Below are 26,670 nucleotides of genomic sequence, written 5' to 3'. Positions count from 1 at the left end.
CCAGATCCCCATTCCGCATCCAGTATCAAGCATTAAATTTAACCATCTTTATCACTAGCCATTCCCTGCCCCTTAGACCAGTCGACATTTCCCTCTAATTTATCTACCGTGGTACAATAAGTTACTATCATGTATTATTCCGGACTCTGAGGGGGCAATTTTGTTGGATATCAAAAAAATCATAGTGACTGGACGAATGTATAAAGAGCTAGAACAGCTTGCTTTACTGGACACGAAAAGGGAGTATCTGTTTCTGCCAGAAGCGGACGTACGTCCGAATCACTTCGAATGGGCGGATGGTTATGTGGCATTTAAACCGACGGAGTCGTTTCATTTCGGTAAGCTGAAGTGGGTTCATGCTCTTGGAGCTGGTGTTGATGCATTTCTAACTAATCGAGAGTGGAAAGAGGATGTTGTGTTAACGCGCACGGTAGGCAGTTTTGGGCGGAAAATAGCGGAATATTGCTTAAGTTATATACTTGCCGATCTGCAACGGCATGCAGATTTCCAACATGCTCAGACACAAAGAGTGTGGCTGCCTACACAACAGAAGCTGCTGCATGAACTGAACATCATCATTTTCGGAACGGGTACGATTGGCGAGGAAGTAGCGAGAATGCTTCGAACATTTGGCGTAACTGTATATGGCATTTCTCGCAGTGGCGCAGCGAACCTTCCGTTTAACCAAGTTCTGCCGATTTCGGATATGCATGTTGTGTTGCCTCAAGCCGATTGGGTCATAAATACGCTGCCTTTAACATCCATCACGGAAAGTTTATTTGAAAGACGCTTATTTTCCTATATGCAAAGTGCGGGATTCATGAATGTCGGGAGAGGAGCTTCGGTGGATGCGAACGCACTACTGGAAGCGATTGAACTAGGACAGGTGCGTAGAGCTGTTCTCGATGTTTTTAGAGAGGAACCATTGCCCGTACAGTCGCCGTTGTGGGCTCATTCGAACGTAGTGATTACTCCGCATATTTCTGCCATTACTGGGGTGGATGAAGCTATTGAAGGGTTGCTCGAAGTGCTCGGAGAAATGGATAGTGGACAGGAACGAATTAGCCAATCGGTAGATGTCAAAAGAGGATATTAGAACATACCTATGAGCCCACTTAGGGCTCTTTTTGGCGTTGGCGAGAAAAGAATTTTGAATAAGTTAGGAGGAGTGAAACCTTAACAATCTCAAAAAAAGCTACATTGAACTGGATGAATCATGACGATTGCATGCAGAACGTATGACTTGTCATGAGAAGAATGATGACGAGTCACTGGGATTTTTATGTAATTAGTCTCTACTCCGAGCCTCTAGTCGAACTCATAATGAAGGGAGATGTGATATAAGGTCAGGAGGTTTCAAATGAGAATGCGTAAGTGGTATAGGAATTGGGCGATGATGCTCAGCTTATTGGTGTTGTTTCAATCGACTTTACCTGCCGTGATGAGTGCTGAAATGGTAGATGAGATGCTGCAGGGTGCACCTGCAACATCTGCAACGACTCCAAATACGACAGAGAAAGATGTTCTACCTATATGGGCTAAAGCTGAGATTGAGGAGCTGCTTAGTAAAGGTATTGTAGATAAACAATCAGGAAGCGGCACTTTTCAGTCGAGCACAGCATTAACTCGAGCGGATGCTGCCGTCTGGCTCCTTCATGTCGCCGAGTTCAGTGGTATGGATACTACAAATAAAAAAAATAACCCAACTTTCAATGATATTGATGATCAACGGCATAGCAGTGATATTGTCAAAGCAGCCGAATTGGGATTAATTGAGGGGTATGAGGATAGCACATTCCGTCCTAGTGCATCGATCTCCCGGATCGAAATTGCCGTAATGTTACAACGCGTATTGAAGTTGGATACATCCCACTCGTCAGATTTTGCTGATCAGTCTAAGATTCCAGGATGGGCAGCACTAGCCGTTGGGGCCATGAGCAAAGCGGCCATCGTTCGAGGATATGAAGACCAGACCTATCGTCCTTACAATCAGGTAACGAGAGCTGAAGCTGCTGTTATGCTGCATCGCGCTTGGAAATTGTCAGCGGTTAAACAAGAGGGGAGCTTAAAGCTGTTAGTAAAAGCACCTGACGGACGTCCTCTGCAAGGAGCCCTCGTACAGATTCATGACAAAGGCAAGCGAGCCCTTCTGGCTACCGGAAGGACGAATGCTTTGGGCGATTATGAAGTTAAGTTGCCCTATGGTTCTTACGATGTCAACGCTACTAGCGATAGCGGATCCGTTGCGTATCAAGTTGTGGAGCTAAGCTCACCCAACCAAATGGTTGACGTGCAAACTAACCCGGCTGCAACACTTTCGGGCAAGGTTGTAGGAGAGAACGCAGAGCCGCTTCAGGGTGTTATCGTGACTTTCACAACGAACCCGACGTTCTTCGCAGTATCAGGGATAGATGGGACATTTAAAGCGTCCGTACTGCCAGATCGTACATACCAATTATCATTGCTCTCGTTGGAAAATTGGAAATTATTCACGGATCAAACAGGAATAGCGGATTCCATTCTTACAAATGGTGCATTCCAGGACATCCTGAAGGTCCTTGATCTAGGAACGAAAGACAGCAAGAAACACGGATGTGCTTGCCAATTGGTCCAGGTACAGCAAGAAGTACACGCGAAAGGACCGGGCCAATTAACTGAAATTGGCCGGTTGTCCGCGCTGGACGGAACGGTTAGTCCAGTTGGTGGCTTTTCAGGTGGAAGCCCAGGAAGTGGAGGCGTCTCTCCGGGTGGTGGTTCAGCGGATGTAACAGCACCGGCGATGCCAACTGGCTTGCAAGCCCAGCGAGCAGATCAGCAGGCTACGCTGAGTTGGACAGCAAATACGGAAGCGGATCTGGCAGGTTATAACGTTTATGTCTCCTTAGATATCGGAGTAACGTGGTCACTTGCAGCCGGTGCCATAACGACGGGTTCCTATACGGCAACAGGCTTAGTGAACGGTACCGTGTACACTTTTGCTGTAACGGCAATTGACAAGACCGGCAATGAGTCTTCAAAATCAAGCCCGCTCACCGTGCAGCTCAGCCAGCAGACGCCGTCAAAACCCACAGGATTTGACGGCACGGTTGGCGACAGTGAAGTTTACTTAACCTGGCTCCCGAATATCGATACGGTTACGGAAGGTTATAATATGGTAATCACATCGGCCGATGATGAAGGCGCATCTTATTACGAAGAATGGGATGCCGCCAACAACACGACGCTGACGTGGGCCGGTTTAACCAACGGTCAGCCATACAAATTTAAGTTGACAGCTTATAACCATGATGGTCAAGAATCAGCTGCCTCATTTCTTGAGCTGACCCCCGGTAGAGAAGTAATACCAGATACGACGGCTCCTGCTATACCTTCAGGTTTTGCAGGTACGACGAGCCAAGATCGGGTGACTGTGATTTGGCAAATGAATAACGAAAGCGATCTTGCCGGATACAATCTCTATGTTTCATCTGACAATGGAAGCAACTGGATATTGGAGGGGCAGATATATCCCTATCTATCTTCTTATACATTCACGGGCTTAAATTATGACGTAACATACAGCTTCGCCATTACCGCTTATGATAATGACGGCAATGAGTCTGATAAATCCGATATGGTCTCACTCACGCCACAGGAGGAGCCAGACACAGAATTTCCGGCTCCACCAGTGGGGCTTGCTGCCACCATCGGAGACACCAAAATTCAGCTGACATGGTCACCGAATCATGAAGAAGATTTGGCAGGCTATAAGCTTTATGTTTCCGACGATGGCGCATCGACATGGCGCAACGGTGTTTCAACGGGGTATGCAACAACATATCAAGCAACGGGCTTAACCAACCGAAAACAATATACATTTGCAGTGACAGCACTCGACTATGCTGGCAACGAATCGGCCAAATCTGCATGGGTAACTGCTGCGCCGATCAGCGCCGATCAGACAGCGCCTGCTGCACCAGTTGGTCTGAACGGCAGCGCAATTGACGGCAGTTCATCCCTCATCTGGCAAGCGAACAATGAGAGCGATGTAGCCGGTTATAACATTTATTCGTCAACGGACAACGGCGCCACTTGGCACTTGAATGGAGACGCTAAGAAGTTGACTGTTTATACCGTTGCAGGATTAACAGATGGAACGACTTACAACTTCGCCGTTACCTCTTATGATAGTAATGGCAATGAATCCGCTAAATCGGCATCTATCAATCTTACGCCAGTCAAGCAAGCCATTCCGGACGATCCCGCTTCTGCAGCGCCTGAGATTCCGCTGACGAGCATACCTTCTTTCGCTGATCAAACCCAATTCCTGTATACAGGCAGCAATGCCGTGCAAGCAGGGGTTATCCCAGGAGCGATTCGTACCGATGTTTCAGCTGTGCTGCGCGGTAAAGTGCTTGATGCGGAGGGTCTGCCTCTAAGCGGAGTGAAAGTGAGTATTCTGAATCATCCCGAATATGGTCAAACGTTAAGTCGATTGGATGGGGCCTATGATTTGGTGGTCAACGGAACAGGTTTACTAACTGTCCAGTTCAGCAAGATAGGTTATCTGCTAGCCCAGCGTCCGGAGAAGATGACATGGGGCACCTATACCACATTGGAGGATGTGGTGCTGCTCGCCTACGATGCCAAAGTAACGGAGCTTAACTTTGCCAATGCAACGGACACGCAAGTAGCCCGTGGAACAACGGTCCAAGATGAAGATGGGGAACGTACATCGACGATTGTTGTACCTAAGGGCACAACAGCCACGATGACACTGCCAGATGGAACCGTTCAATCGCTTCCGCAGATCCATTTCAGAGCCACGGAATATACGGTCGGTAGTAGAGGAACTGAAGCGATGCCTGGCGTATTGCCGCAGAATGTCGGCTATACCTATGCGGTGGAGCTGTCGGCTGACGAAGCTGTGGAGGCGGGGGCGACAGAGGTTACTTTTAACCAACCCTTGTATCACTATGTTGATAATTTCCTTGAATTCCCTGTAGGTTCTTCCGTGCCTAATGCGTACTATGACCGCAAGTCAGGGATCTGGGTGCCAGCACAGAACGGGGTTATTATTCAGATTGTTGGGATTGAAGCAGGTAAGGCGTTGGTTGATACGGACGGTGATGGTGCAGCTGATAGCGGTACGAAGCTAGGATTCTACCAAATCGCAGACGAAGAACTGCAGAAACTAGCGGGGTTATACACGGTGGGTCAAAGCTTGTGGCGTGTACCAATTCCTCATTTCACACCTTGGGATCATAACTGGCCATATGGACCGCCAAGTGACGCTATTGCGCCACCGAATCCAACACCGAAAAAATCGCCTCAGCCGGATCCGAGAGAAGAACCTTGCAAACAGCCGGGCTCCATCATCGGTTGTCAGGATCAATCAATTGGCGAGACGATAGCCATTCCTGGCACACCGTATACGCTTCGTTACCAAAGTGAACGGACGGCAGGGTATGAGGAACGTTCAACGGTTCAGTTTCCAGTTACAAGTTCCTCGCCGCTGCCAGCATCCGTTCTAGGAATTTCAGTTATCATCCATGTGGCTGGCAAATCCGTTTATGAATCGCTGCCATTAACGCGTAACCAATGGTATACGTTCAAATGGGATGGCGTCGATGGCTATGGCCGCAAGCTTATTGGCGATCATCCTTATCAAGTAACGGTGAGATATCATTATAAACCGGTATATTATCCTACACCTGAAGGCTTCGCAATGAGTTGGGCAAGACTTCCTTCTGTTGGTGGGGGGATCGGTTCGCAAAGAAGCTCGGAAATGATGGTCACGAGATCGTATGAAGGAATGATTATCTCACCTGTAAATCCTTATGAAGAACAAGGTGTGGCAGGGTGGAGCTTGGATACGCATCATATTTTTGATAATACGACTAAGAAATTGCTTAATGGTGATGGGCAAACGCAGAAAAAGGACAGTGGTCAATTCAACCCGCTCAGTCCGCAAATGGGGCAACAACAATATTATGTAGATCAATCTCTGTACGCAATAGTTGGCTCTGATTTTTATTTCTTAGTTCGAAATACGAGTGTGCTCAATGAATTGTCGATCGTGCGGGTAACACCAGACAATGTTTCCCTCAAAGTGGCAACGTTCCCCTCACAAGGCTTTCCAAAAGCTTTTACAGTGAGTCCGGATGGCACCTTATATCTGTCCTATTTGTTTGATGGCATATATAAAAAAGGACCTAACGATTCTGATTGGCAGCGTGTTGTCGGCAAGGGATCTTATGGTTCAGCCGTTATTCCAGACGGAACTAAGGGAACGGAAACTGGAGGCGGCGACTTCAGCGCATTTTCGACGGATAGCGAAGGTAATTTGTATTTTGAAGGCAACCATCCTAGCAGCACTATTACTACAATCCAATACTATAAGCTTGATGCAAGTGGTTATGTCTATCATGCAGGCAGGACGGGATATGGCCCTGATAATGGATCAGCTACACCAGCTAATATCGGTTACGGCAGGATCTTCTCTAGTCCAAACGGTACGATCTATGTGCTGGATAACATGTATGACTATTGGGGTGTAAAGAGCCGTATTCGGAAGATAACCAAAAACGGATCACTGGAATTAATCGCAGGAGATGCAAGCATGGGCAAGTTTGATCCCGTCATAGCAGATGGGAGGAACGCAATCAACTCGCGATTCTTAGTACGAGAGATTTTTGTGGACGGACAAGAAAATATCTACATGCAGGTAGACGCCGTCAACACGACATTAGGACCCATTTTCAAAATAACGCCGGATGGCATTGTACATCTTGTCGATCAGACGGATGCGCTGGCCTACGTAAAGAGAAATAATTTTACCCTTAACTACGTGAGACTAATTGGTGTGGATCAGAAGGGGAATCCGATGTATATAACGTATGACCAACGTGGAATTACACCAAATTTCTTCCGTATTGGCGCTGAGGTGAGTAAGACCAGTATTCCGAACGATGACGGTATCACATTGACTCAGATCGATACGTTAAACGGACGTCATTCACAGACGGTTCATGCCCTAACGGGCAAAGTGATGCAAAGTTTCGGCTATGATGCAGAGGGGCGGTTGATTCAGCTTGAAGATGGCAGCGGTAATCGTACGACGATCGTGCGGGATGCTTCTGGCAAGCCTACAGCGATTGTTGCGCCTGGCGGTCAACGGACAGAGCTAACGGTCAATGAGCGAGGTCAACTAATAACCGTACGTGGCAAGCTCGGCTATCAGTACGACATGATGTATACCGCGAAAGGATTGCTGACATCTTTTACGGATCCGAATCGGCATAAATCGGACTATCTCTATGATGACAAAGGCTATCTTGTTCAGACGAAAACACCTGCTGGCGGGGTGAAAACGTTAACACGCAACGAACTTAGCGATGGTTTTTCCGTCACATTCACCGATGCTGCTAATCGTCAAACGGTGTATGAGACCCGCCAAGTTGGCAGCTTTACAACGCGTACTATTACGGAGCCAGGTGGCGCCAAGTCAGTTGTCGTTTATAAATCTGATGGATCCAAAGAAATGACCTATACGGATGGCACGAAGGTTACGCAAAAGCTCGAAAGTGATCCTCGTTACGGCATGGATGCACCTGTACTCAATCAGATGAAAATTACAACACCTGACGGACGCGTTGTTACGTATTCGGAGACGCGTGTCGTAGAAAGAGACAATCAAGGTCAGTTTACTTCTTTAACACAAACCTCGGTTGTCAATGGTGCTTCGTCTTCCATCAAATATGATGCAACTGCACGAACGTATGTGGAGACGTCTGCGGAAGGGCTCATTAAAGTATCCCATTTGGACAATACTGGCAGCATTGTACGTGTTGAATATCCGAATCAACCGCTTCAGCCGATCCTCTACACATATGATGAGCGTGGACGTTTTCATACGATTTCACAGGGCAGTCATTCCATCACTTATGCCTATAACCCAAGCGGAGAGCTGGTTTCGGAGACTGACGAAGCTGGCAACAGGAAGGAATATGGGTATAATGAGGCTGGATTCTTAACTATGATCAAACAACCTAGTGGTAAGACCTACTACAAAGACTATGATGAGAATGGGAATCCAGCGCAAACGACGCTGCCCGATGGAACCATTTACACGCAACAGTATAATAACTTGAATCAACTAAGCACATTTACCTCAGAAGGCGGGCAGCCTTGGCTAACACTGACACATGATACTGCTGGATTCATTGACCAGGCGATTCTTGCCAGTGGGCGCGCTCTACAGTATGGATTTGAGTCTGGTGGCAGCAAGCGAATCCAAAGCATGAATGATCCTGATCTGAATCGATTCTTTACGTACGGGGACGCAACAGACCGCGTTACACAGATGGTAACCGAGCAAGTTGGGAATCCTAATCTGCGGCAATCTGTTGGTTACACGTATGGCGGAGGTGAGGTCCTTCAGATGGTGCTGCAAGGAGCAGCGAACGCCACTTTCGATTATAGTTTTGATAGGGGTGCCAATGTGACGAACATTACGAATATCCGCACAACTGTTACGGAGGAAGTCTACGGGCAGCCGAAGACGATCGTTCATAACACTGAGATAGGCTGGGATCGCGACGAACAAATGACGGAGTTCGGACCTTTCCAAATCTCACATGAAGCTAATGGTCTTGTGAATTCGATCACAGACGGTTCGTTTCAGATTTTGAATACCTACGATGATCTAGGTAAACTCGAACAGCGAAACTACCTTTGGAGAGGCCAGCTCAAATCCAGCAGCGAGTTTACGTACGATACACGAGGACTTCTTTCTGATGAAAAGGAAACTTTCTCTGGAGGTGCAGTGAATCAAACTCATTACGAATACGACGCGGATGGTCAACTTTTAGCTGCGCTCAAAACTGGTACAGAAGGTACCTATGATGAAGTTTACACTTACGACATCAGTAAGAACCGTATGAGTAAACAGGTGAATGATTCTGCTTTAGTAATGAATAGTTACGATACACATGGCCAGCTCTTAACAGTAGGATCCGTTGGGTATGCCTTTGACGCTGATGGCTTCCTGACAAATCGAGGCGGGGAAACCTATCGTTATGGGATACGTGGCGAACTGTTGGAAGCGACTGTCACTGGCAATACTTACCGTTATGCTTATGATGCCATTGGGCGACGGACAGCTCGGGAAGGTGGCGGCTCTATGGAAAAATACTTGTATGGTCACCCAGAATTCATCCAAATGCTGACGGCTTCCATCGATAAGAACGGTGTACTAACGAATTATTTCTATAATGAAGAGGGCTTGCTTATCGGCTTGGAACGTGAAAGTCAGCGCTATTATGTGATGACGGACAATGTAGGTACACCGAAGGAAGTTCTGAATAAGGAAGGTGATTCTGTTAAAAAGCTTCGCTATAGCTCCTTCGGCGTTTTGCTAAGCGATTCCAATCCCGGATTCGAGCTGATAATTGGCTTCGCAGGAGGGCTCGAGGATCGGGCTACTGGTCTTGTGCGCTTCGGCGCAAGAGATTATGACCCTGTATCCGCTAGATGGACAGCGCGTGATCCGATTCTGCTGGACAGCGGGGAGGCGAACGTCTATGCCTATGTCGGTAACAATCCAATCGTACTGCGTGATCCCTGTGGTTTGTTCTGCATAGGAGTATCCGCATATGCCGGCGTTGGTATCGGCGGCAAAGTGTGCGCGACAGAAGATGGCGTATCCGCCTGTGCGGAAGCAGGCGTTGGCGCAGGCGGCGGCTTGGAAGTCGATCCTTTCGAGGACCTGTCCAAAGGCGGCTCTTCTTTCGAAGCTGCAGCCAAAGCCCAGTATGGTCCATTGAAGGGTGAATTAGGGGCCAAATACTTCAAGGCATGGGATCCATGCAAAGAAGGGGAAGGATCTCTCATTGCCAAGCTGGGTGCTGGACCGGTTCAGCTAGATCTCACGGATCTCTCTAAATCCGCGATTAAGGGGAAATTTGATGATTTGCGCAAAAATGTGAAAGATCTGTTCAAACCATCTGTTAAGCTTGAAGCTGCAGCGAAAGTGAAGCAATGCTTGCAATATAAATGGTGATGGAAGAAACCGTTAGGGCTGTTGGCCTTGACGGTTTTTTCTCCAGAACAAGTAATCAACCTTTGTATTGAAAAATATGGATTTGTGTGGTTCACTCGATAAGAACGTAGATTCCAACAGGGCAGGGAGTAGATCAAGTGATATCAGTCGTAATAGCCGATGATCAAACATTAATGCGGGATGGGTTGCAAACCATTCTCAGCCTGCAAGAAGATATCCATGTAGTAGGAATGGCCAAAGATGGCGCAGAAGCGATTCAGCTAGTCAAGACATTATCCCCTAACGTCGTGCTAATGGATATTCAGATGCCCGTCATGAACGGTATTGCGTGCACCCGGCACATCCGAGCCGAGCATCCAGACACCCTAGTACTGATTCTTACTACTTTTGCCGATGACGATTATATTATAGAGGCACTTGCTGGAGGAGCTACAGGATTCCTGCTCAAGGACATTCCAGGTGAGAAGCTAGCACAGTCCATACGCGATGCTGTTATGGGCCACTTTCTGCTACCTTCCGTCATTGCTAGCAAACTAGCTGCGCGATTGTCGTCTGCTTCGGCATCGATTCAGGGAATGAAGCATACCGTACGTGCGATCGCAGATGGTATCACCTTATCCGACAAGGAACTTGAAGTCGCGCGCTGGATGTTGGAGAGTAAAACGAATCGGGAAATTGCAGCAGGGATGTTCATGAGCGAAGGTACGATTAAAAACTATGTGAGCGCTATCTATGCCAAAATCGGAACGAATGACCGAACTGTGGCCATATTGACTTTACGCCAGCTGTTGGGTGGTGGGGATACTTGAACAGGCGTGCCCCAAACCGTTTCACAGGTGTAATCCTATTCTTGCTATTGATTCTTCTCTGCTCGGTTGGAGCCACCTATTTTGTGAATGACGGATTCTCCCGACTACAGGTACTTCCTCCGAAGGTATTGCCTGGCATGAGCAAATGGGAGGCACACTTAGGAAAGTTGCCGATTGTGGATAACACGCTGCAGGATACAGAATCCGACTGGAAATCCTATTTGCAGCTAGCTTCGACCCCAGAAGGACAAACCAATATGGCTGAATTTTGGGTTCGCGTTCGCCTTCCTAGTGGCGTTGCATCGCTGCGTGATGCCCAGCTGAATATTCAAGATACGAAGTCTTTTGAAGTCTTCGTGGATGATCATAGAATTGCTTCTATTAATGCGGATCTCCAGAAAACAAAGACGAAATCCATCTTCATTTGGAAGCAGGTTCCACTGCCAGATGATGCTACCGACAAATGGCTTCAAGTACGGATTATCCCCGACGGAACTTCCTATGGAACTTCGGCTATGGGTATGTATCTGCCTATGCGAATTGTAGAAGCTGAGGACAATCTGATCGAGTTGATTCGAATAGATACGATAAAATGGGCACTTATTGCGTGTTTTTTATTTCTGAGCGTGGTCTCCTTGGGTGTTTTTATTATGCATCGAGATATTCTATATGCCTATTTCTCACTGCTTAATTTCACTTGTGCATTTGCCTGCCTAGCACTTACCTACACCTTGCAGATCTACGGAGACTGGTCGCACATCACCTATTATTACAGTGTCTGTATTCCTGTCGGAATGGTTGCCGTTGTCGGTATTTTTGAAAGATTGACAGACATCAGTCTTCATAAGCGATTCCGTATAAGCCGTTATTTGTTAACGCTATTTGCTTTGGCATGTATACTAATTGCTTATGTTCATGAGCCTTGGGTTGGCCGATTCATCCATATCTACCTCGTCGTTCTGGCCATCATCATTCCATTTCTTGCCATTCCTTTAATGCGTATATACAACAAACAACGAGATGGAGAAGCCGCATGGCTTGTCATGGGGATAGGTGCAATAACACTAGGATTATGTTTGAATTACGCTACGTATTTCTTTCCGCTCTTTGGTAAATTCGCGTATGAGCATGCACCTTATTATTATATTTATTGGATTGAAAATATCGGGATTTTCGGCGTTTTCATTTTTGTCTTATCCTTAGGCATGGTTTTTATTACAAGATTACGCAGCGTTTTTGTGCAAAATCAAGTCATTTCCGAACGTCTTCAAGCCCAAAACAGCCGGCTTCAAGAGCTCGATCGGTTGAAAGACGACTTTCTGGCCAATACGTCGCATGAACTCCGAACACCTCTTCAGGGCATTATCGGGCTTACGGAATCCCTGCTAGATGGTGTTGCGGGTGAACTGCAGCCCAAAGTTCAAACAAACCTGGAGCTCGTCGTGTCCAGCGGCAAACGCTTGTCGAGACTAATCCATGATTTGCTCGATTTGTCTAAACTTAACCATCAGGATATCGCTTTAGACTTCGTTTCTCTACCATTACCGGATACGGTCTCGCTCGTGTTAGCTGCTTTCGAGCCGCAAGCTGCAACAAAAGGCATTCAGCTGGTGAAAAGTTTTCCAGCAGATCTTCCACTCGTGAGCGGGGACGCGAATCGGTTGCAGCAAATCTTGTACAATTTGATCGGAAACGCAGTGAAATTTACAGATACCGGCGAGGTGCGCGTAACCGCGCAACAAGTAGGGGAGTTTGTAGAGGTTTCCATCGTAGATACAGGCATTGGTATTCCCACAGCCAAACTGCATACCGTTCTTGCCCCATTTGAGCAGGCAGAATCTGGTGCAAGAAGAGGAGGGACGGGACTCGGATTGACCATCTCGCATAAATTGATTGCTATGCATGGCGGACAGTTTCACTTAGACGCGGCGGAGGGAATCGGAACGTCAGCTAGCTTTACAATCCCCATTTGGCAGAAAGAGGCGTATGTTTCGGTTTCGGAGAGCAGCTTCCTGCTGCCCGTACTTGATTCACAGCCCGCTTGGGAGGCTGCTGCTGCAGCGGATTGGTCTCCGAATGAGGCAGGGAGTTTCCCTGCGCAACTAATGCGAAACCCGTTGCCTTCCGCTACGGTGCTCCTTGTGGATGACGAGCCTGTTAATCTCCAAGTATTGGACAATTATTTGAGCGGATCCTCACTACGCTTGTTGAAGGCAGCGAATGGGCAAGAGGCGCTAGCGCTTATCGAGCAGCAGGTGCCTGATCTCCTGTTGCTGGATGTGCTTTTGCCTGATATGAATGGCTATGACATTTGTCGTCGTCTTCGTGAACGATATGACGAAAGTACCTTACCGATCATCCTGCTAACGGCCAAAGGACGACTGGTGGATCTACTCGAAGGCTTCGATGCCGGGGCAAATGATTATATCGTGAAACCGTTCACCCGTCATGAGCTGCTAGCCCGTGTTGGTATTCAACTGAAGCTATCGCGCTTCACGTTGGAGTTAGAACGGATGGTCCAGGAGCGTACCTCCGAACTGGAGTTTACGACGAATCGTCTTCGTGAGTCCGTCCGCGAAACGGCGGAGACGCTTAACGAATTGACGCTTATGGAAGAGCGGAATCTGCTCGCTCAGGAAATTCATGATCACGTCGGGCATACACTAACCACCTCCATCGTGCAAATGGAGGCTGCCAAAATGCTGCTGGAACGAGGCGATCCCCGCGGCAATGATAAGCTGGCTCTTTCACAGCAGCTGGTCCGCAAAGGATTGGACGATATTCGTGAATCGGTCCGTACCTTGAAACAGCAAGGAGCAGATTTCCAGCTGGACTCTGCACTCAAGCAGTTGCTGGAGCAAACGGTTGAAATAGCAGGGATGAAAGTCGAACATAGCATTTCTCCGCTTCCGCCACTAAGCTCTATGCACAAAAAAGCGATCTACCACGCGCTCAAGGAAGGACTCACCAACGGAATCCGCCACGGTCGCTGCACGAGTTTTCAGTTTATGCTGAAAACGCAGGATGACAAGCTGATCTTCTCGCTATGGAACGACGGAGAGCGCTATGAGGCGACTGCCCTAGGTTTCGGTCTGCAGTCGATGATGGAGCGAATCACACAATTGGGAGGGAGTCTTCGGATATATGGAGACGAGGAGCCCGGCACGAGCGGATGCATGTTGATCATTGAATTGCCAGTTGTGGGCTTCTAATAGATGTGAAAAGCGAAGACTGGAGATAGAGATCGACGTTGGCGGGCAGAGTTAGTCGAAATCATCGACTAACTCGGAAGAAATCGGCGCTACTCCGCGACTCAATTGCAAAAAGAGGGTCCCTCGCCACATATGTGGCTTTGGGGACCCTCTTTACGTTGAGTATAGGCGAGCGAAGGGGAAGCCGATATACGAATCGGCTTCCTGCGTAACCTCACCCTTGAGATGCCTCGCGATCAAGCTCCCTACGAACGATTGGCGCGACTTTCGTACCGAGCAGCTCAATCGTGCGTAGCAATTCATGATGCGGCAAGGTGCTGACGTCCGCGTGGAGAAGGAAACGCGTTATGCCTAGATTCTTGCGAAGCAGCACGATCTTCTCTGCGACATATTCGGGATCGCCGACATACAGTGCGCCGCGAAGACTGCGTGCGGCATCGAATGTGTCACGCGTGTAAGGCGACCAGCCGCGCTCACGACCGATGGTGTTCATCATTGCTTCCGTTGCTGGATAGAACATGTCGGCAGCTTTCTCACTAGTATCCGATATGAAGCCATGCGAATGCGTCGCGATCTGGAGCTTGTTCACATCGTGTCCAGCCTTTTCGGCTGCTTCCTTATACAGGTTGACTAGTGGTGCGAATCTCTCCGGCATGCCGCCAATAATCGCAAAGACGACAGGCAAGCCTAGCATCCCAGCGCGAACCGCAGACTCTGGATTTCCACCAGTTCCGATCCATACAGGTAAGGGCTCTTGTACAGCTCGCGGATATACGCCTAAGTTCTTGATTGCTGGGCGATGGCCGCCTTTCCAGTTTACTTTCTCCGATTCACGGATCGCGAGCAGGAGCTCCAATTTTTCCTCAAATAGGCTGTCATAGTGATTCAAGTCGTATCCAAATAGGGGGAATGATTCGATAAATGAGCCACGGCCCGCCATAATTTCTGCACGTCCGTTAGATATGCCATCCAAGGTGGAGAACGCTTGGTAAACGCGGACAGGATCATCCGAAGATAACACGGTCACAGCGCTTGAGAGGCGGATTCGCTTAGTCGTGGAAGCTGCTGCTGCCAGAATAACAGCTGGTGCTGAGCTCGCATAATCTGCTCGATGATGTTCGCCAATGGCATAGACATCCAGGCCAACTTGGTCGGCCAAATTAATCTCCTCTACTGCTTGGCGAAGCCTTTCAGCGTGCGTGATGCCATTGGCTCTTGGAGCAGCCTCGAGGAATGTGCTTATTCCTATTTCAATAGAAGAAGTTGTATGATTGGACATAGTGGATCGCTCCTTTCAAGATATGTTCATTATACTATATATTTTAATGTAACTCAACAAAAGTAAGCTAATTCCTATTGGCTGAAAATAACTGCCAATTTAGGATTGTGGTATAATAATCTACCTGATAGACTTCCCGAAAAGGGGTTGTCTCATAAGTCCTCCATTGATAAGGGAACTAGGATGCTCTAATTGCGTGAACTACCTATTTTATATTTTAACGGATTAGTAACAGATGGAAAGGTGCGAACATGAGTAAAACAAATGCTTGTAGAAAGTTAGATATGTTTAAAATTCCTTATACGTTACATGAATACGAATGGGATGAAAATGAATTAGATGCTCAAACCGTGTCTGAGAAGGTTGGGGTTCGATCTAATCAAATCTTTAAAACATTAATTGTCCAAGGCGATAAAACAGGTGTGATGGTGTCTTGTATTCCTGGTGACTGTGAGCTCAATTTAAAACGTTTAGCAACGGTCAGTGGAAATAAAAAGGTCGAGATGGTACCACTAAAGCAAATTTTAGAGCTTACAGGTTATATCAGAGGTGGGGTTTCACCACTAGGTATTAAGAAAAAATATCCAATTTACGTAGACTTATCTGCGAAATCTATGGATCTTATTAGTATAAGTGCCGGTCGGCGTGGGTTACAAATCTTCCTAAGCGGCGCGGATTTAATTACTGCAACTGAAGCATGTCTTGTGGATATAACAAATAGCTAATTTAAACCTTCCTTCTGCGTAATGCGGAAAGAAGGTTTTTTTGATCTAGCAAAAAAGCAAAAAAAGTCATATGCCAATAAATTAACACAATGATAAGCCACATATACAAACGTATATTTACGTAGAGTGTGGTGCGACCAAAACCAATCCGCCCTCTATGATGAAGGATGCATGAAAGGTTGTGGGTATAGGATGATTAAGACATCGATTGACTGGCCTTCCTTTATGGCGAGACATGATCTAACTTGGTCCGTTAAACCAAATTCGTGGAACGAAGGAGCTTTTATTGGCAACGGATTTATCGGGGCCATGATATATAGTGAGGAGCATCGGGAAAAACGTCATGTGCTGCGATTTGTGCTGGGGTGTACGGACGTAACAGCGCAAAAACCTAGAGGCGGATTTCCACCACGCGTCCCGGTTGGGGAATTGCACCTTGAACTGGCAGGATGGTATTATCAGCCGTCAAGCATTCGGATTGATTTGTGGAATGCGGAGATGCGGGCAGAGATTACAACGACAGTAGGCACAGTAAAGCTTCGCGCTTTCGTACACAGCCTGGACAAGGTGCTGGCCGTAGAACTGGAAACAAGTGAGGGAGAGAAAGACGCTCGAATGACATGGTATGCTTTCAGCGAAGTTGATCCTGTGTTGAAAAATGCTGACGGCTTCAACCTCAATCAATACCTCCCTAATGCAGAAGTAATGCGCCAATCAAATGAGGACGGGGTGACGATTGGTGTACAACGATTTGATTATGACGGAGGTTGTACGACGGCGTGGATGGAAGCGCAAGCAGAAGCAGAAGAGGGCAGAAACCTAAGGCGGCTTTGGCTTTCGATAGGAAATGGTTATGATTCGCAAGTGAAGCAAAGGATAGAATCGAATGTTCGACTAGCTTCAAGCCAGCAATGGGAGTCTTGGGTAGACGTTCACCGACATTGGTGGCATGATTACTATCGCCAAAGCTTTGTTTCCATACCAGATACAATACTAGAAAGTTTTTACTGGATACAAATGTACAAGTTGGCCTCGGCGACCCGCTCTGACGGGATGATCATGGACAACCAAGGACCGTGGCTCACGACTACGCCATGGGCAGGCGTTTGGTTCAACATGAATGTACAGATGAGTTATTCACCTGTTTATACGTCAGGCCGTTTGGAACTTGGCGAATCGCTCATTCACGCTTTTCAAGACAATATGGCGCAGTTAATTCGTAACGTTCCAGAGCAGTACCGTGAAGATTCAGCCGGCTTGGGTCGTAGTATGAGCTATGATTTAGCTGGCAGTGTAGGCACCGAGGTTGGCAATTTGACGTGGGTATGCCATAACTTATGGCGGCATTACCGTCATACGATGGACGCTTCCATGCTTGAAGAACTGCTGTTTCCATTGCTGAAACGAAGTGTACAATACTATTTACATCTGCTGGAGGAACGCGATGACGGCAAACTGCATTTGCCTCCTATGATATCGCCTGAATATGGGTCGTTCCTGCAGTTAGCCGTACCAGATACCCATTATGATCTTGCATTGCTGCAATGGGGCTGCCAAACTTTACTGCGGATATGCAGTATTCTTGATATTGAGGACGCCGGATGTGCAAGATGGGAGGAGACGTTGGCGCGATTAACGCCACTGCCTGTCGATGAAACTGGCTTCATGATTGGCGCTGGCCAACCGTTGGAATTTGGTCATCGACATTTCAGTCATTTGATGGCTGTGTTCCCACTTCATCTAATGAGCGGTGATTCACCTGAAGAACGAGAGCTTATCGTACGTTCGCTTCGCCACTGGTTTTCACGTGAAGGAGATTTGCGCGGATTCACCTTTACGGGTGCTGCTTCCATTGCTGCTGCTATGGGGGAAGGGGATGAATCGCTCAAATACTTAAAGACCCTGATCCATCTACTGAAGCCGAACACAATGTACAGGGAAGCAGGCCCGGTCATCGAATCGCCGCTTGCTGGAGCCGAAGCTATCCACGATATGCTGCTGCAAAGCTGGGGAGAAGAGATCCGAGTTTTCCCAGCCGTTCCTACCACTTGGAAGGAAGTTGTGTTTCATAATTTGCGAACCGAGGGCGCATTTGAAATCAGTGCGACTCGATCCGAAGGTGCAACTGTTTGGATCCGAGTAAAAAGCTTAGCGGGACAGCCGTGCCGCATGAAAACGGATATGCTAGGTGACATTCGTCTATCTGCAAATTCAGGGGTACAACTTCGCTCTCTTGGCGATGGGTTGTATGAGCTTGAATTGCCGCAAGGTGAGGAAGCTGTTCTCTACAACGCCAAGCATACCGTTGCTGAATCAAGTTCATGGGAAATCACACCCGTACCTGCGGCAACCCATTTATGCGGATTTTTTGGAGGAAACAAGCCTTGGCGTCTATATGGACTGCCGATTCAATAATGTATTTTGCTGACTTTTGTATTCTCGATGAATCAGACATCAATAGGCCGCTCGGTAAGTTTGCCGAGTGGTCTGTCTTTATTTTGCATACCCACTCGTATTATTAGAGGTTGGCAGTTTCGATTTTGATGACGCTGTTCAGGTTTTGAGGGGTATTCAGACGAAAGTGAACCAGAACATAATTAAGGTATAGCCCTCTTGTCGAGGCGATCGAAGGTTTTCACTTTTTGAAACACGAGAGGGGCGATTGAATGGCTAGAATCTGTATTGTAGACGATGAACCCATCATTGGAATTGGCCTCAAGACATTAATTGAGGAATATAAAAGGTTTAGTGAAATCGAGACGTTTACTGACGGTGAATCAGCATTGTCGAACATCATGGCTAACCCTCCTGACGTCGTGATGACGGATATTCGAATGCCTCGGATGGACGGTTTAGAGCTTTGCCGACATATTCAGCAACTTAAGTTATTTACCAAAGTCGTTGTGCTTTCGGGATACGGGGATTTTGCCTATGCGCAAAAATGTATGTCGTACGGTGTACAGGAATATTTATTGAAGCCAATTACAGAAATCGAGCTATTTCCAGTCTTGGATAAAATGCTTTCTATGCGGGAAGCAGCACTTATTTCTTTCTCCCATTTTGAAGCGTGGATCGATCAATTAGAGGAAGCGATTTGGATTATGGACAGTGTGCGGGTCGATGAGTTGCTTGAGGACGGCAAGCGAGAGATGTTCGATCGTGATACAGAGTTCCAACAACACTTGCGGGTATCTGACGCTATCAGGCTGCTTCACAAGAAAGTGAATGCCAGAGGGGCTTACAGGATGGAGGTAAAGCCGTTTGCAGATGAGAACATGGACATCACAATTACGTACGCAAAGTTTCAGTCCGAAATCAGAAGCTGGATTGGGCGACTGAGCGAGTATCGTAATCATGAAAGAATCGATGTTTTGGAGGCAGCGATTCAGTACATTGATGAGCATCTGTTCGAGGAAGAGCTTTCACTGGACAAGGTTGCAGGAAAACTAGGCTTAACGCCGACCTATTTCAGCCATTATTTTAAAAAACATACGAATGAAACCTTTGTGCAACACCGAATGCGGAAAAGAATCGAACGTGCCAAACAACTGCTTGCTGTACCGCATTACAAAATTATCGATATTGTAGCCGAGGTTGGTTACGAGAGCTACCCGCACTTTACGCGCGTATTCAAAAAGGCAACTGGATATTCCCCCACCGAATATCGCGGACTGCTCGGGATCAAGTAATGAATAGCAGACTCGTTCGGAAGGTGTACATTTACTTCGTTGTTATTATCACGATGGCGTTGGTGACGTTGGGGGTCACCGGCTATTGGCGGTCGTCCAATGAACTGGAGAATCAGTATGAAGGACTTTTAACACAGATCGTTGATAATGTCCTTCATGAAACCGATTTATTTCTGAAAAGTTACGAAAGAGCAACGCTGTCTATTCTAATTTCTCCTGTCGTGAAGGAAGCACTAGATCTTCCTGCTCGTTCAACGTCTGGATTTTATTCGGCAGAAATGGCTATGAAAGGGGTATTTCAACCGGTTCTCATTAACAATCCAGAAATTTCCATGACGTACATCGTCGGTTATAACGGGTTCAAAGCAACCGATTTTAATGTCCACATTGTCCCTTTTAACTACAAAGGGTTTGAAGAATACGTGGAACAGATGAAGGAAGACGACACGATAAATGCGAAGCTGACGATCCGAGATTCCGGATTTCTGGATGGTCATCTCACACTCATTCGCAAATTGGCGGATCGAACTTCATCTACCGTATTCAAAGGCATAATGGGGTTTGAGCTAAAAATAGGGGAGTTAAACACGCTTTGGAAGGGCATTAAACTCGGGAACTCGGGGTATTTTTTTATTGTTAACGATCGCGGGAAAATACTCTATCATCCAGATCCGAGCCGAATTGGGAAACAGTTGAATGGCAGGCATTTTAATACAGTTGAGGCCAAAACAGACCAAGTATTTGAATTGCCAGGAGAACCGGGAAGAGTATTCTTTAGTCGAAAGTCGGACTACTCCGGTTGGACGTTAGTGGCAAGCATGTCCATTTCTGAACTGCGGCAGCCCATATCAGACTTGCGGCAAACCACGCTAATTGTAGGCATCGTCACTCTAATTCTGGCCACATTCCTCGCTTATCGATTTGGTCAATCCATTGTTCGCCCAGTTCGACTACTGGAGAACGGCATGCGTCAGACGGCCAAAGGTCAATGGACCCGAGTTCCTCTAACGGGAAGCCTGGATGAAATGGATCAGCTTATTATCAGCTACAATACGATGGTCTCTCGGTTGGAAGAGCTTGTTGAGCGGGTTTACGAGACCGAACTACGCAATCAGGACAATTTAATGAAACGGCAGCAGGCCGAATTTCAATCCCTGCAATTACAGATTAATCCGCACTTCTTGTACAATACTTTGGAAATTATTATTTGTTATGCCGTTATTCAGAAATCAAGTGAGATTAAAGACATCGTACGTTCACTATCCTATATGCTGCGCTACTCGATACGCACGGATTTGGAGGAAATTACGGTAGCGAATGAGCTTAAACACATTCTGTATTTCATGTCCATTATGAAATATCGCAACCAGCGTGAATTCGAGATTGATGTTCGAATCTCTACGGATTATTTGCTGGACAGCATGGTTCGCTTGACGCTGCAGCCCTTGGTCGAGAATGTATTTAAGCATGCGTTTCCCTATGGGATCGAAGAAAAGCACACAATCATTATTGACGCTTGGAAGAATGATGCGGATTTTTATGTCATCGTGCAAGATAATGGCTGCGGCATCGACACGGAATCCCTGCTGCAATTAAACACACGACTTGGGAACAGCCGCCAAGAGAAGCTGGTGGATACGCAACCCACATTCGAAGGCAGTATCGGGCTGCTTAATGTGCATAATCGCATTCAGATGGTGTTCGGACAGCAATATGGGCTTTCTATACAAAGCAAGCAGGGGATCGGCACGAAAGTGACGATTCACATGCCATCTTCCAGTGCAAAAAAAGTCATAGCGGTATAAATGAACACAATGCTCGCAATACCCTACTTTTTGTATGCTATAGACAGAAGTACATGACACATACCGAGTCATTGTCATCGAAATAGGGAGGGATTTATGGACATATCGGCTAGCAAGACAAACACAATGTCTACAGTTGTTATTAAAAAAGAAAATTACTTATTTAGACTTAAGAAAAACGCATCTAACCATTGGCAGCTTTACCTGCTTATGCTCCTGCCGATTATTTATTTGATCATTTTCAAGTACGTGCCGATGTATGGCGCTTTGATTGCGTTCAAAAATTATCTTCCAACAAAAGGCGTATGGGGCAGCGAATGGGTGGGGTTGAAGCATTTCGACCGCTTCTTCCATTCCTATGAATTTGTTCGGATTATGAAAAATACAGTCTTACTCAGCATTTATAGTTTATTTGCCGGGTTTCCTTTCCCGATCATCCTGGCGCTTTCTCTAAATTACGTCAATTCACGGTTCTTTAAGAAATCCGTGCAGATGATCACCTATGCACCCCATTTTATTTCCGTTGTTGTTATGGTAGGTATTATTTTGCAAATGATGGACCCTCGGGTTGGTCTCATTCAGAAAATTATGAAATTCTTCGGATTACCCACTATTAATTTCATGGGCATACCCGAATGGTTCTCACATGTTTTTGTCTGGTCCGGTATTTGGCAAAATGTTGGATTTTCCTGCATCATTTACTTGGCAGCGCTTGCAGCCGTCGATCCTTCTCTCCATGAAGCTGCCGTTGTCGATGGTGCCAATAAAGTACGGCGAATGTGGCATGTCGATTTGCCGGGTATCATGCCGGTTGCGGTCATTCTGCTCATCATGAACACGGGTCACGTGCTGGACATCGGCTTCGAAAAGGTGTTGCTGTTGCAGAATCCGCTGAATATGAGCTCATCTGAGGTCATTGATACGTTTGTCTACAAAGTTGGATTGGCATCAACCGCAATCAATTATTCCTATTCGTCTGCTATTGGATTGTTTAAATCAGTCATTAATTTAATTCTGCTGGTTCTCGTTAATCGGATAGCTAGACAGTTAGGACAAACCAGTCTGTGGTAAAGGAGGCGCGTCAATGACGGGAAGCATTAAAGAAAGTGCAGATGACAGGCTTTTTACAATTCTGAATTATATAATCCTATTTATTTTTACAATTACGATTCTATATCCGCTGATTTACATTGTCAGTGCTTCCTTCAGCTCGTCCACCGCGGTTATTTCTGGAAAAGTTTGGTTATATCCGGTTGAGCCGACGCTTGCGGGATATGAAGCCGTATTTAAGCATCGATTGATTATGTCGAGTTTCTTGAATTCCGTATTTTACACTGTGGTAGGAACGACGATCAATGTGCTATTTACACTTATTGCCGCTTATCCGCTTTCTAGGAAAGACTTTATGCCACGGAATGCCGTTATGGCGTTGTTCGTATTCACCATGATGTTTTCGGGAGGATTGATCCCGTCCTATCTCGTTGTGAAAGAGCTCGGCATGATTGACACACGATGGTCTTTAATTATTCCGGGAGCACTTGGTGTGATGAATATGATCATTGCCCGCACATATTTTCAAACGACCATCCCAGAAGAATTGCTTGAAGCCTCTCAGATGGATGGATGCAGTGATTTTACCTTTGTCCGAAAGATCGTACTTCCGTTGTCAGGACCTATCATTGCTGTCATTTCCTTGTTCTACGCAGTCGGACATTGGAATCAATATTTCAGTGCATTACTCTATTTGAAACATCAGGAGTTATACCCGATTCAATTGGTGTTAAGGGATATTTTGGTGCAAAACGAAGTCGACGCGTCGATGATAACCGACATTGCTGATCAAGCGGCAAGAGATGGTCTGCGGGAGCTGTTGAAGTTTTCCCTTATCGTCGTGTCTACGCTGCCCGTGCTCATCATCTATCCATTCATACAAAGGCATTTTGTCAAAGGCATGATGATTGGCTCATTAAAAGGCTAAAGGGAGGTTTTTACATGAAAAGAGGGTTAAAAGCTTTAGCAGCTATCACAGCATCGTCAGTATTACTCCTAAGTGCATGTTCAGACAGCGGATCGAAGGAGGCTGCTCAGAAGACAGAAGCTATCATCGATGACCAAGTAACACCAGCAGGACAATTCCCAATTACGAAAGAAAAGACGACACTCAAGGTTATGGTCAAAGGCTCCAGTATTGTCGAAAACTTTGCAACGAACGAATTCACCAAGTGGCTGGAAGAGAAAACGAACATTCATATTGACTGGGAAGTCGCTCCGGAAAAAACATTCGCAGAGAAGCTCAACGTTTCACTTGCAAGTGGTGATTATCCAGACGTACTGTTAAACATGAATGTATCGCCGGTTCAACAATCGATTTATGGGAAAGATGGCGTATTTATTCCGCTGAATCCTTATATCGATAAATATGGTGTCGAAATGAAAAAGATGTTTGAACAGGTTACCTATGTAAAAGATCTGATTACGATGCCTGACGGTAAAATTTATTCCGTTCCACAGGTGAATGATTGTTACCATTGCTCGCTTGGGCAGAAAATGTGGATTTATAAACCTTGGCTTGATAAGCTTGGATTAAAAATGCCTGAAACGACAGAAGAGTTTTATCAAGTACTCAAAGCTTTCAAAGAAAAAGATCCAAACGGCAACGGCAAAGCAGATGAGATTCCGCTTGTTGGTGCAACGAATGGACCATCTTCGACATTAGATCTATTCTTGCCCAGCGCTTTTATCGAAAAGGATTTCAACCTGCGCTACGTGAAAGATGGGAAGGTTCAACTTGCTTTTAATCAACCGGAGTGGAAAGAGGCTTTGAAGTATATGAATAAAATGTTTGCTGAGGGCCTAATCTCTCCGCAAACGTTTACACAAGATAGAAACCAGCTCAAACAGATGGGGATGAACCCTGAAATTCCAATCTTAGGCGCGATTGCTTCACAAAATCAAACGGTGTTTGTTGAAGTCGACAACGCGAGATTCAAAGATTACGTCTCTGTACCTCCGCTCAAAGGGCCGACGGGTATACGTTCTACAGCCTACAATCCATATGCAGTTTCTGCAGGTCAATATGTCGTTACAAACAAAGCGAAAAATCCTGCTGCCGCATTCCGTATGGCTGACTTGCTGCTTTCAGAGGAAGCGACACTTCGCAGTACACAGGGCCGACCAGATCAGGAGTGGGTACGTCCAGCACAAGGCGAGCTTGGTGTAAATGGGAAGCAAGCGGTATGGAAGCCGATTGCCACATTCGGCAAGCTGCAAAATATCCACTGGGCACAGGCAGGACCATCACTGAGAACGAACGAATTGCGATTAAGCGTGGCGGCGGATCCGAAAAATTCACTTGAACTTGTTTTGTATAATGAAACTAAGAAATACGAGCCTTTTGGAACCAATCCGAGCAAAATTGTACCGCCATTATTCTTCACCAACGAACAGGCAGAGGAACTTTCTACGCTTGAGAAGACGTTGACCGATTATCGAACTGAATTTTTCGCCAAAACAGTCACCGGCTCACTGGATGTTGAGAAAGAATGGAACAACTACTTGAGCACGCTGGACAAAATGAACATTAAACGCTATTTGGAAATTTATCAACAAGCTTATGATCAATTTAAAGCCAAGAAATAGAACACATTCAGATTCATACTGAATGATATCGCATGGGAGTGAGTATGTACTATGAAAGAGAAAAACATCAAGAATCATGTAGCTGAGCGACCTCATGTCGTTTTTCTTATAGCAGACGATCATCGTGGTGAAGCTATCGGAGCTTTCGGCAATGAAGCCGTGCAGACGCCGGTGCTGGATTCGCTGGTCACTAGCGGGACAGCATGTCGGAATACGCATATCTTCGGTGCTCTAACCGGTGCGGTTTGCGCGCCGAGCCGAGCATGCGTCCATACCGGTATTCCACTATTTCGGGCAACGATCGGCAAGGATATGACGAACCGAGAACATTCGAGCGTAATTCGCTCGGATGTTCGTCTTATGGCGCAGACGATGCGAGATGCCGGATATTACACGCATGCCGTTGGCAAATGGCATAACGACAAGGCAAGCCTCACCCGGAGTTTCGAAGGGGGAGATAAGCTGCATTTTCACGGGATGAGTGATCATTCCAAGGTTCCTGTGTTTGATTATGATGCGACTGGGCTGTATCCGAAAGAAAATGAATACACGGAACATACGTTCTCTACTGAGTTATTTACCAATGCAGCCGTCAACTTTATCGAGGATTATGGGGATGCAAAGCCGTTTTTCCTGTATATCGCTTATACAGCGCCTCATGATCCGCGAACTGCGCCTGAGCCGTATGCAAGTATGTATAGCAAGTCTGATATAACGCTGCCTCCGAACTTTATGGGAGAACATCCTTTTGATACTGGGGATATGGTTGTGCGCGACGAGAAGCTTGCGGGTTGGCCGAGGGATGAGGACGAAATTCGACAGCATATGGCCGATTATTACGGAATGATAAGCCATTTGGACGCACAAATGGGTAGGGTCATCGAAACGCTGAAGTCGAAGGGCATCTATGACAATACGCTCATCGTGTATACAGCGGACCACGGTTTGGCGGTTGGACAACACGGATTGATGGGTAAACAAAACCTTTACGAGCATAGCGTGCGAATTCCGCTTATTTTCCGTGGGCCTGGTGTGCCAGAAGGCAAGCAGCTGCGAGCACTTGCCAGTAATATTGATATTTTCCCGACAGTTGCCGGGTTATGCAAAGTCAACCTCCCAGAGGAAACAGAAGGGATCTCGTTGCATACCATCTTATCAGAAGAGAGTGATGGCGTTCGTGGGATCGTGGGATCCGTTTATCGAGATCTCCAGCGGATGGTGACGGATGGTCGATGGAAGCTGATTCGATATTATCGTTCGCCAATTACGAACAGTGGGACGGAACGTATCCAGTTATTTGATCTGCTCAATGATCCTTGGGAAACCAATGATTTGTCAGAGGAACCTTCACAGGTTGAGAACATTGAACGACTTGCTTCTGAATTAGCCACATGGATGAAAGCAAGCGGTGATATTTTGCAAGATAAATCTGTAATTCCAGTTCTAGTGTAGATTGAAAGGTGAAATACA

At 46.6% G+C, this 26,670-nt stretch carries 13 protein-coding genes; 12 read left to right on the top strand and 1 reads right to left on the bottom strand.

The features are described 5' to 3' along the window. Window positions 1-163 precede the first annotated feature (163 nt). The 4 genes from HQN88_RS04600 (at window position 164) to HQN88_RS04585 (ending at window position 14,063) form a co-directional block, all read left to right on the top strand. On the top strand, window positions 164-1,096 hold the full coding sequence (locus HQN88_RS04600; protein WP_173109062.1) for a D-2-hydroxyacid dehydrogenase: 933 nt from the start codon (window positions 164-166) through the stop codon (window positions 1,094-1,096). Between the two features lie 264 nt (window positions 1,097-1,360). Beyond that, complete coding sequence (locus HQN88_RS04595; protein ID WP_173109061.1) at window positions 1,361-10,042, top strand: fibronectin type III domain-containing protein; 8,682 nt, start codon at window positions 1,361-1,363, stop codon at window positions 10,040-10,042. A gap of 137 nt (window positions 10,043-10,179) precedes the next feature. After that, window positions 10,180-10,851 (top strand): response regulator transcription factor, encoded by a 672-nt coding sequence (locus tag HQN88_RS38280; protein ID WP_274320564.1) that lies wholly within the window; start codon window positions 10,180-10,182, stop codon window positions 10,849-10,851. After that, complete coding sequence (locus tag HQN88_RS04585) at window positions 10,848-14,063, top strand: ATP-binding protein (RefSeq protein ID WP_173109060.1); 3,216 nt, start codon at window positions 10,848-10,850, stop codon at window positions 14,061-14,063. The genes HQN88_RS38280 and HQN88_RS04585 overlap by 4 nt, the downstream gene beginning before the upstream one ends. Before the next feature lie 214 nt (window positions 14,064-14,277). On the opposite strand, the gene HQN88_RS04580 is transcribed toward HQN88_RS04585, so the two are convergent. Further along, complete coding sequence (locus HQN88_RS04580; protein WP_173109059.1) at window positions 14,278-15,342, bottom strand: LLM class flavin-dependent oxidoreductase; 1,065 nt, start codon at window positions 15,340-15,342, stop codon at window positions 14,278-14,280. A 251-nt stretch (window positions 15,343-15,593) separates the two neighbouring features. On the opposite strand from HQN88_RS04580, the gene ybaK reads away from it, so the two are divergent. The 8 genes from ybaK (at window position 15,594) to HQN88_RS04540 (ending at window position 26,652) form a co-directional block, all read left to right on the top strand. After that, window positions 15,594-16,067, top strand: coding sequence for a Cys-tRNA(Pro) deacylase (gene ybaK, locus HQN88_RS04575; protein WP_173109058.1), 474 nt, complete (start codon window positions 15,594-15,596; stop codon window positions 16,065-16,067). A gap of 192 nt (window positions 16,068-16,259) precedes the next feature. After that, window positions 16,260-18,482: a glycosyl hydrolase family 95 catalytic domain-containing protein gene (locus tag HQN88_RS04570; RefSeq protein WP_246320044.1), complete on the top strand. Its 2,223-nt coding sequence runs from the start codon at window positions 16,260-16,262 to the stop codon at window positions 18,480-18,482. Window positions 18,483-18,733: 251 nt separating this feature from the next. Then, the gene (locus HQN88_RS04565; protein WP_173109056.1) at window positions 18,734-19,756 is read left to right on the top strand and encodes a response regulator transcription factor; all 1,023 of its coding nucleotides are present in this window, start codon (window positions 18,734-18,736) and stop codon (window positions 19,754-19,756) included. Next, the gene (locus HQN88_RS04560; RefSeq protein ID WP_173109055.1) at window positions 19,756-21,561 is read left to right on the top strand and encodes a sensor histidine kinase; all 1,806 of its coding nucleotides are present in this window, start codon (window positions 19,756-19,758) and stop codon (window positions 21,559-21,561) included. Before HQN88_RS04565 ends, HQN88_RS04560 begins: the two co-directional genes overlap by 1 nt. A 96-nt stretch (window positions 21,562-21,657) precedes the next feature. Then, window positions 21,658-22,632, top strand: a complete 975-nt coding sequence (locus HQN88_RS04555) for an ABC transporter permease (RefSeq protein ID WP_246320043.1) — start codon at window positions 21,658-21,660, stop codon at window positions 22,630-22,632. A 13-nt stretch (window positions 22,633-22,645) separates the two neighbouring features. After that, on the top strand, window positions 22,646-23,539 hold the full coding sequence (locus HQN88_RS04550) for a carbohydrate ABC transporter permease (RefSeq protein ID WP_173109054.1): 894 nt from the start codon (window positions 22,646-22,648) through the stop codon (window positions 23,537-23,539). Between the two features lie 14 nt (window positions 23,540-23,553). Continuing rightward, window positions 23,554-25,200 (top strand): ABC transporter substrate-binding protein, encoded by a 1,647-nt coding sequence (locus tag HQN88_RS04545; RefSeq protein WP_173109053.1) that lies wholly within the window; start codon window positions 23,554-23,556, stop codon window positions 25,198-25,200. A gap of 51 nt (window positions 25,201-25,251) precedes the next feature. Then, window positions 25,252-26,652, top strand: a complete 1,401-nt coding sequence (locus tag HQN88_RS04540; RefSeq protein WP_173109052.1) for a sulfatase family protein — start codon at window positions 25,252-25,254, stop codon at window positions 26,650-26,652. The last annotated feature ends 18 nt before the right edge of the window (window positions 26,653-26,670 follow it).

It is taken from the genome of Paenibacillus qinlingensis (assembly GCF_013204845.1).
Taxonomy (GTDB): domain Bacteria; phylum Bacillota; class Bacilli; order Paenibacillales; family NBRC-103111; genus Paenibacillus_E; species Paenibacillus_E qinlingensis.
The sequence above is the reverse complement of the archived record's forward strand: the minus strand, read 5'-3'. Positions and strand labels throughout refer to the sequence as shown.

What these genes read in the sequence shown, in the direction of transcription:
- HQN88_RS04595 (WP_173109061.1), top strand. Translation starts at nt 1,361, where the DNA reads ATGAGAATGCGTAAGTGGTATAGGAATTGGGCGATGATGCTCAGCTTA.
- HQN88_RS04580 (WP_173109059.1), bottom strand. Translation starts at nt 15,342, where the DNA reads ATGTCCAATCATACAACTTCTTCTATTGAAATAGGAATAAGCACATTC.
- ybaK (WP_173109058.1), top strand. Translation starts at nt 15,594, where the DNA reads ATGAGTAAAACAAATGCTTGTAGAAAGTTAGATATGTTTAAAATTCCT.
- HQN88_RS04570 (WP_246320044.1), top strand. Translation starts at nt 16,260, where the DNA reads ATGATTAAGACATCGATTGACTGGCCTTCCTTTATGGCGAGACATGAT.
- HQN88_RS04565 (WP_173109056.1), top strand. Translation starts at nt 18,734, where the DNA reads ATGGCTAGAATCTGTATTGTAGACGATGAACCCATCATTGGAATTGGC.
- HQN88_RS04560 (WP_173109055.1), top strand. Translation starts at nt 19,756, where the DNA reads ATGAATAGCAGACTCGTTCGGAAGGTGTACATTTACTTCGTTGTTATT.
- HQN88_RS04555 (WP_246320043.1), top strand. Translation starts at nt 21,658, where the DNA reads ATGGACATATCGGCTAGCAAGACAAACACAATGTCTACAGTTGTTATT.
- HQN88_RS04550 (WP_173109054.1), top strand. Translation starts at nt 22,646, where the DNA reads ATGACGGGAAGCATTAAAGAAAGTGCAGATGACAGGCTTTTTACAATT.
- HQN88_RS04545 (WP_173109053.1), top strand. Translation starts at nt 23,554, where the DNA reads ATGAAAAGAGGGTTAAAAGCTTTAGCAGCTATCACAGCATCGTCAGTA.
- HQN88_RS04540 (WP_173109052.1), top strand. Translation starts at nt 25,252, where the DNA reads ATGAAAGAGAAAAACATCAAGAATCATGTAGCTGAGCGACCTCATGTC.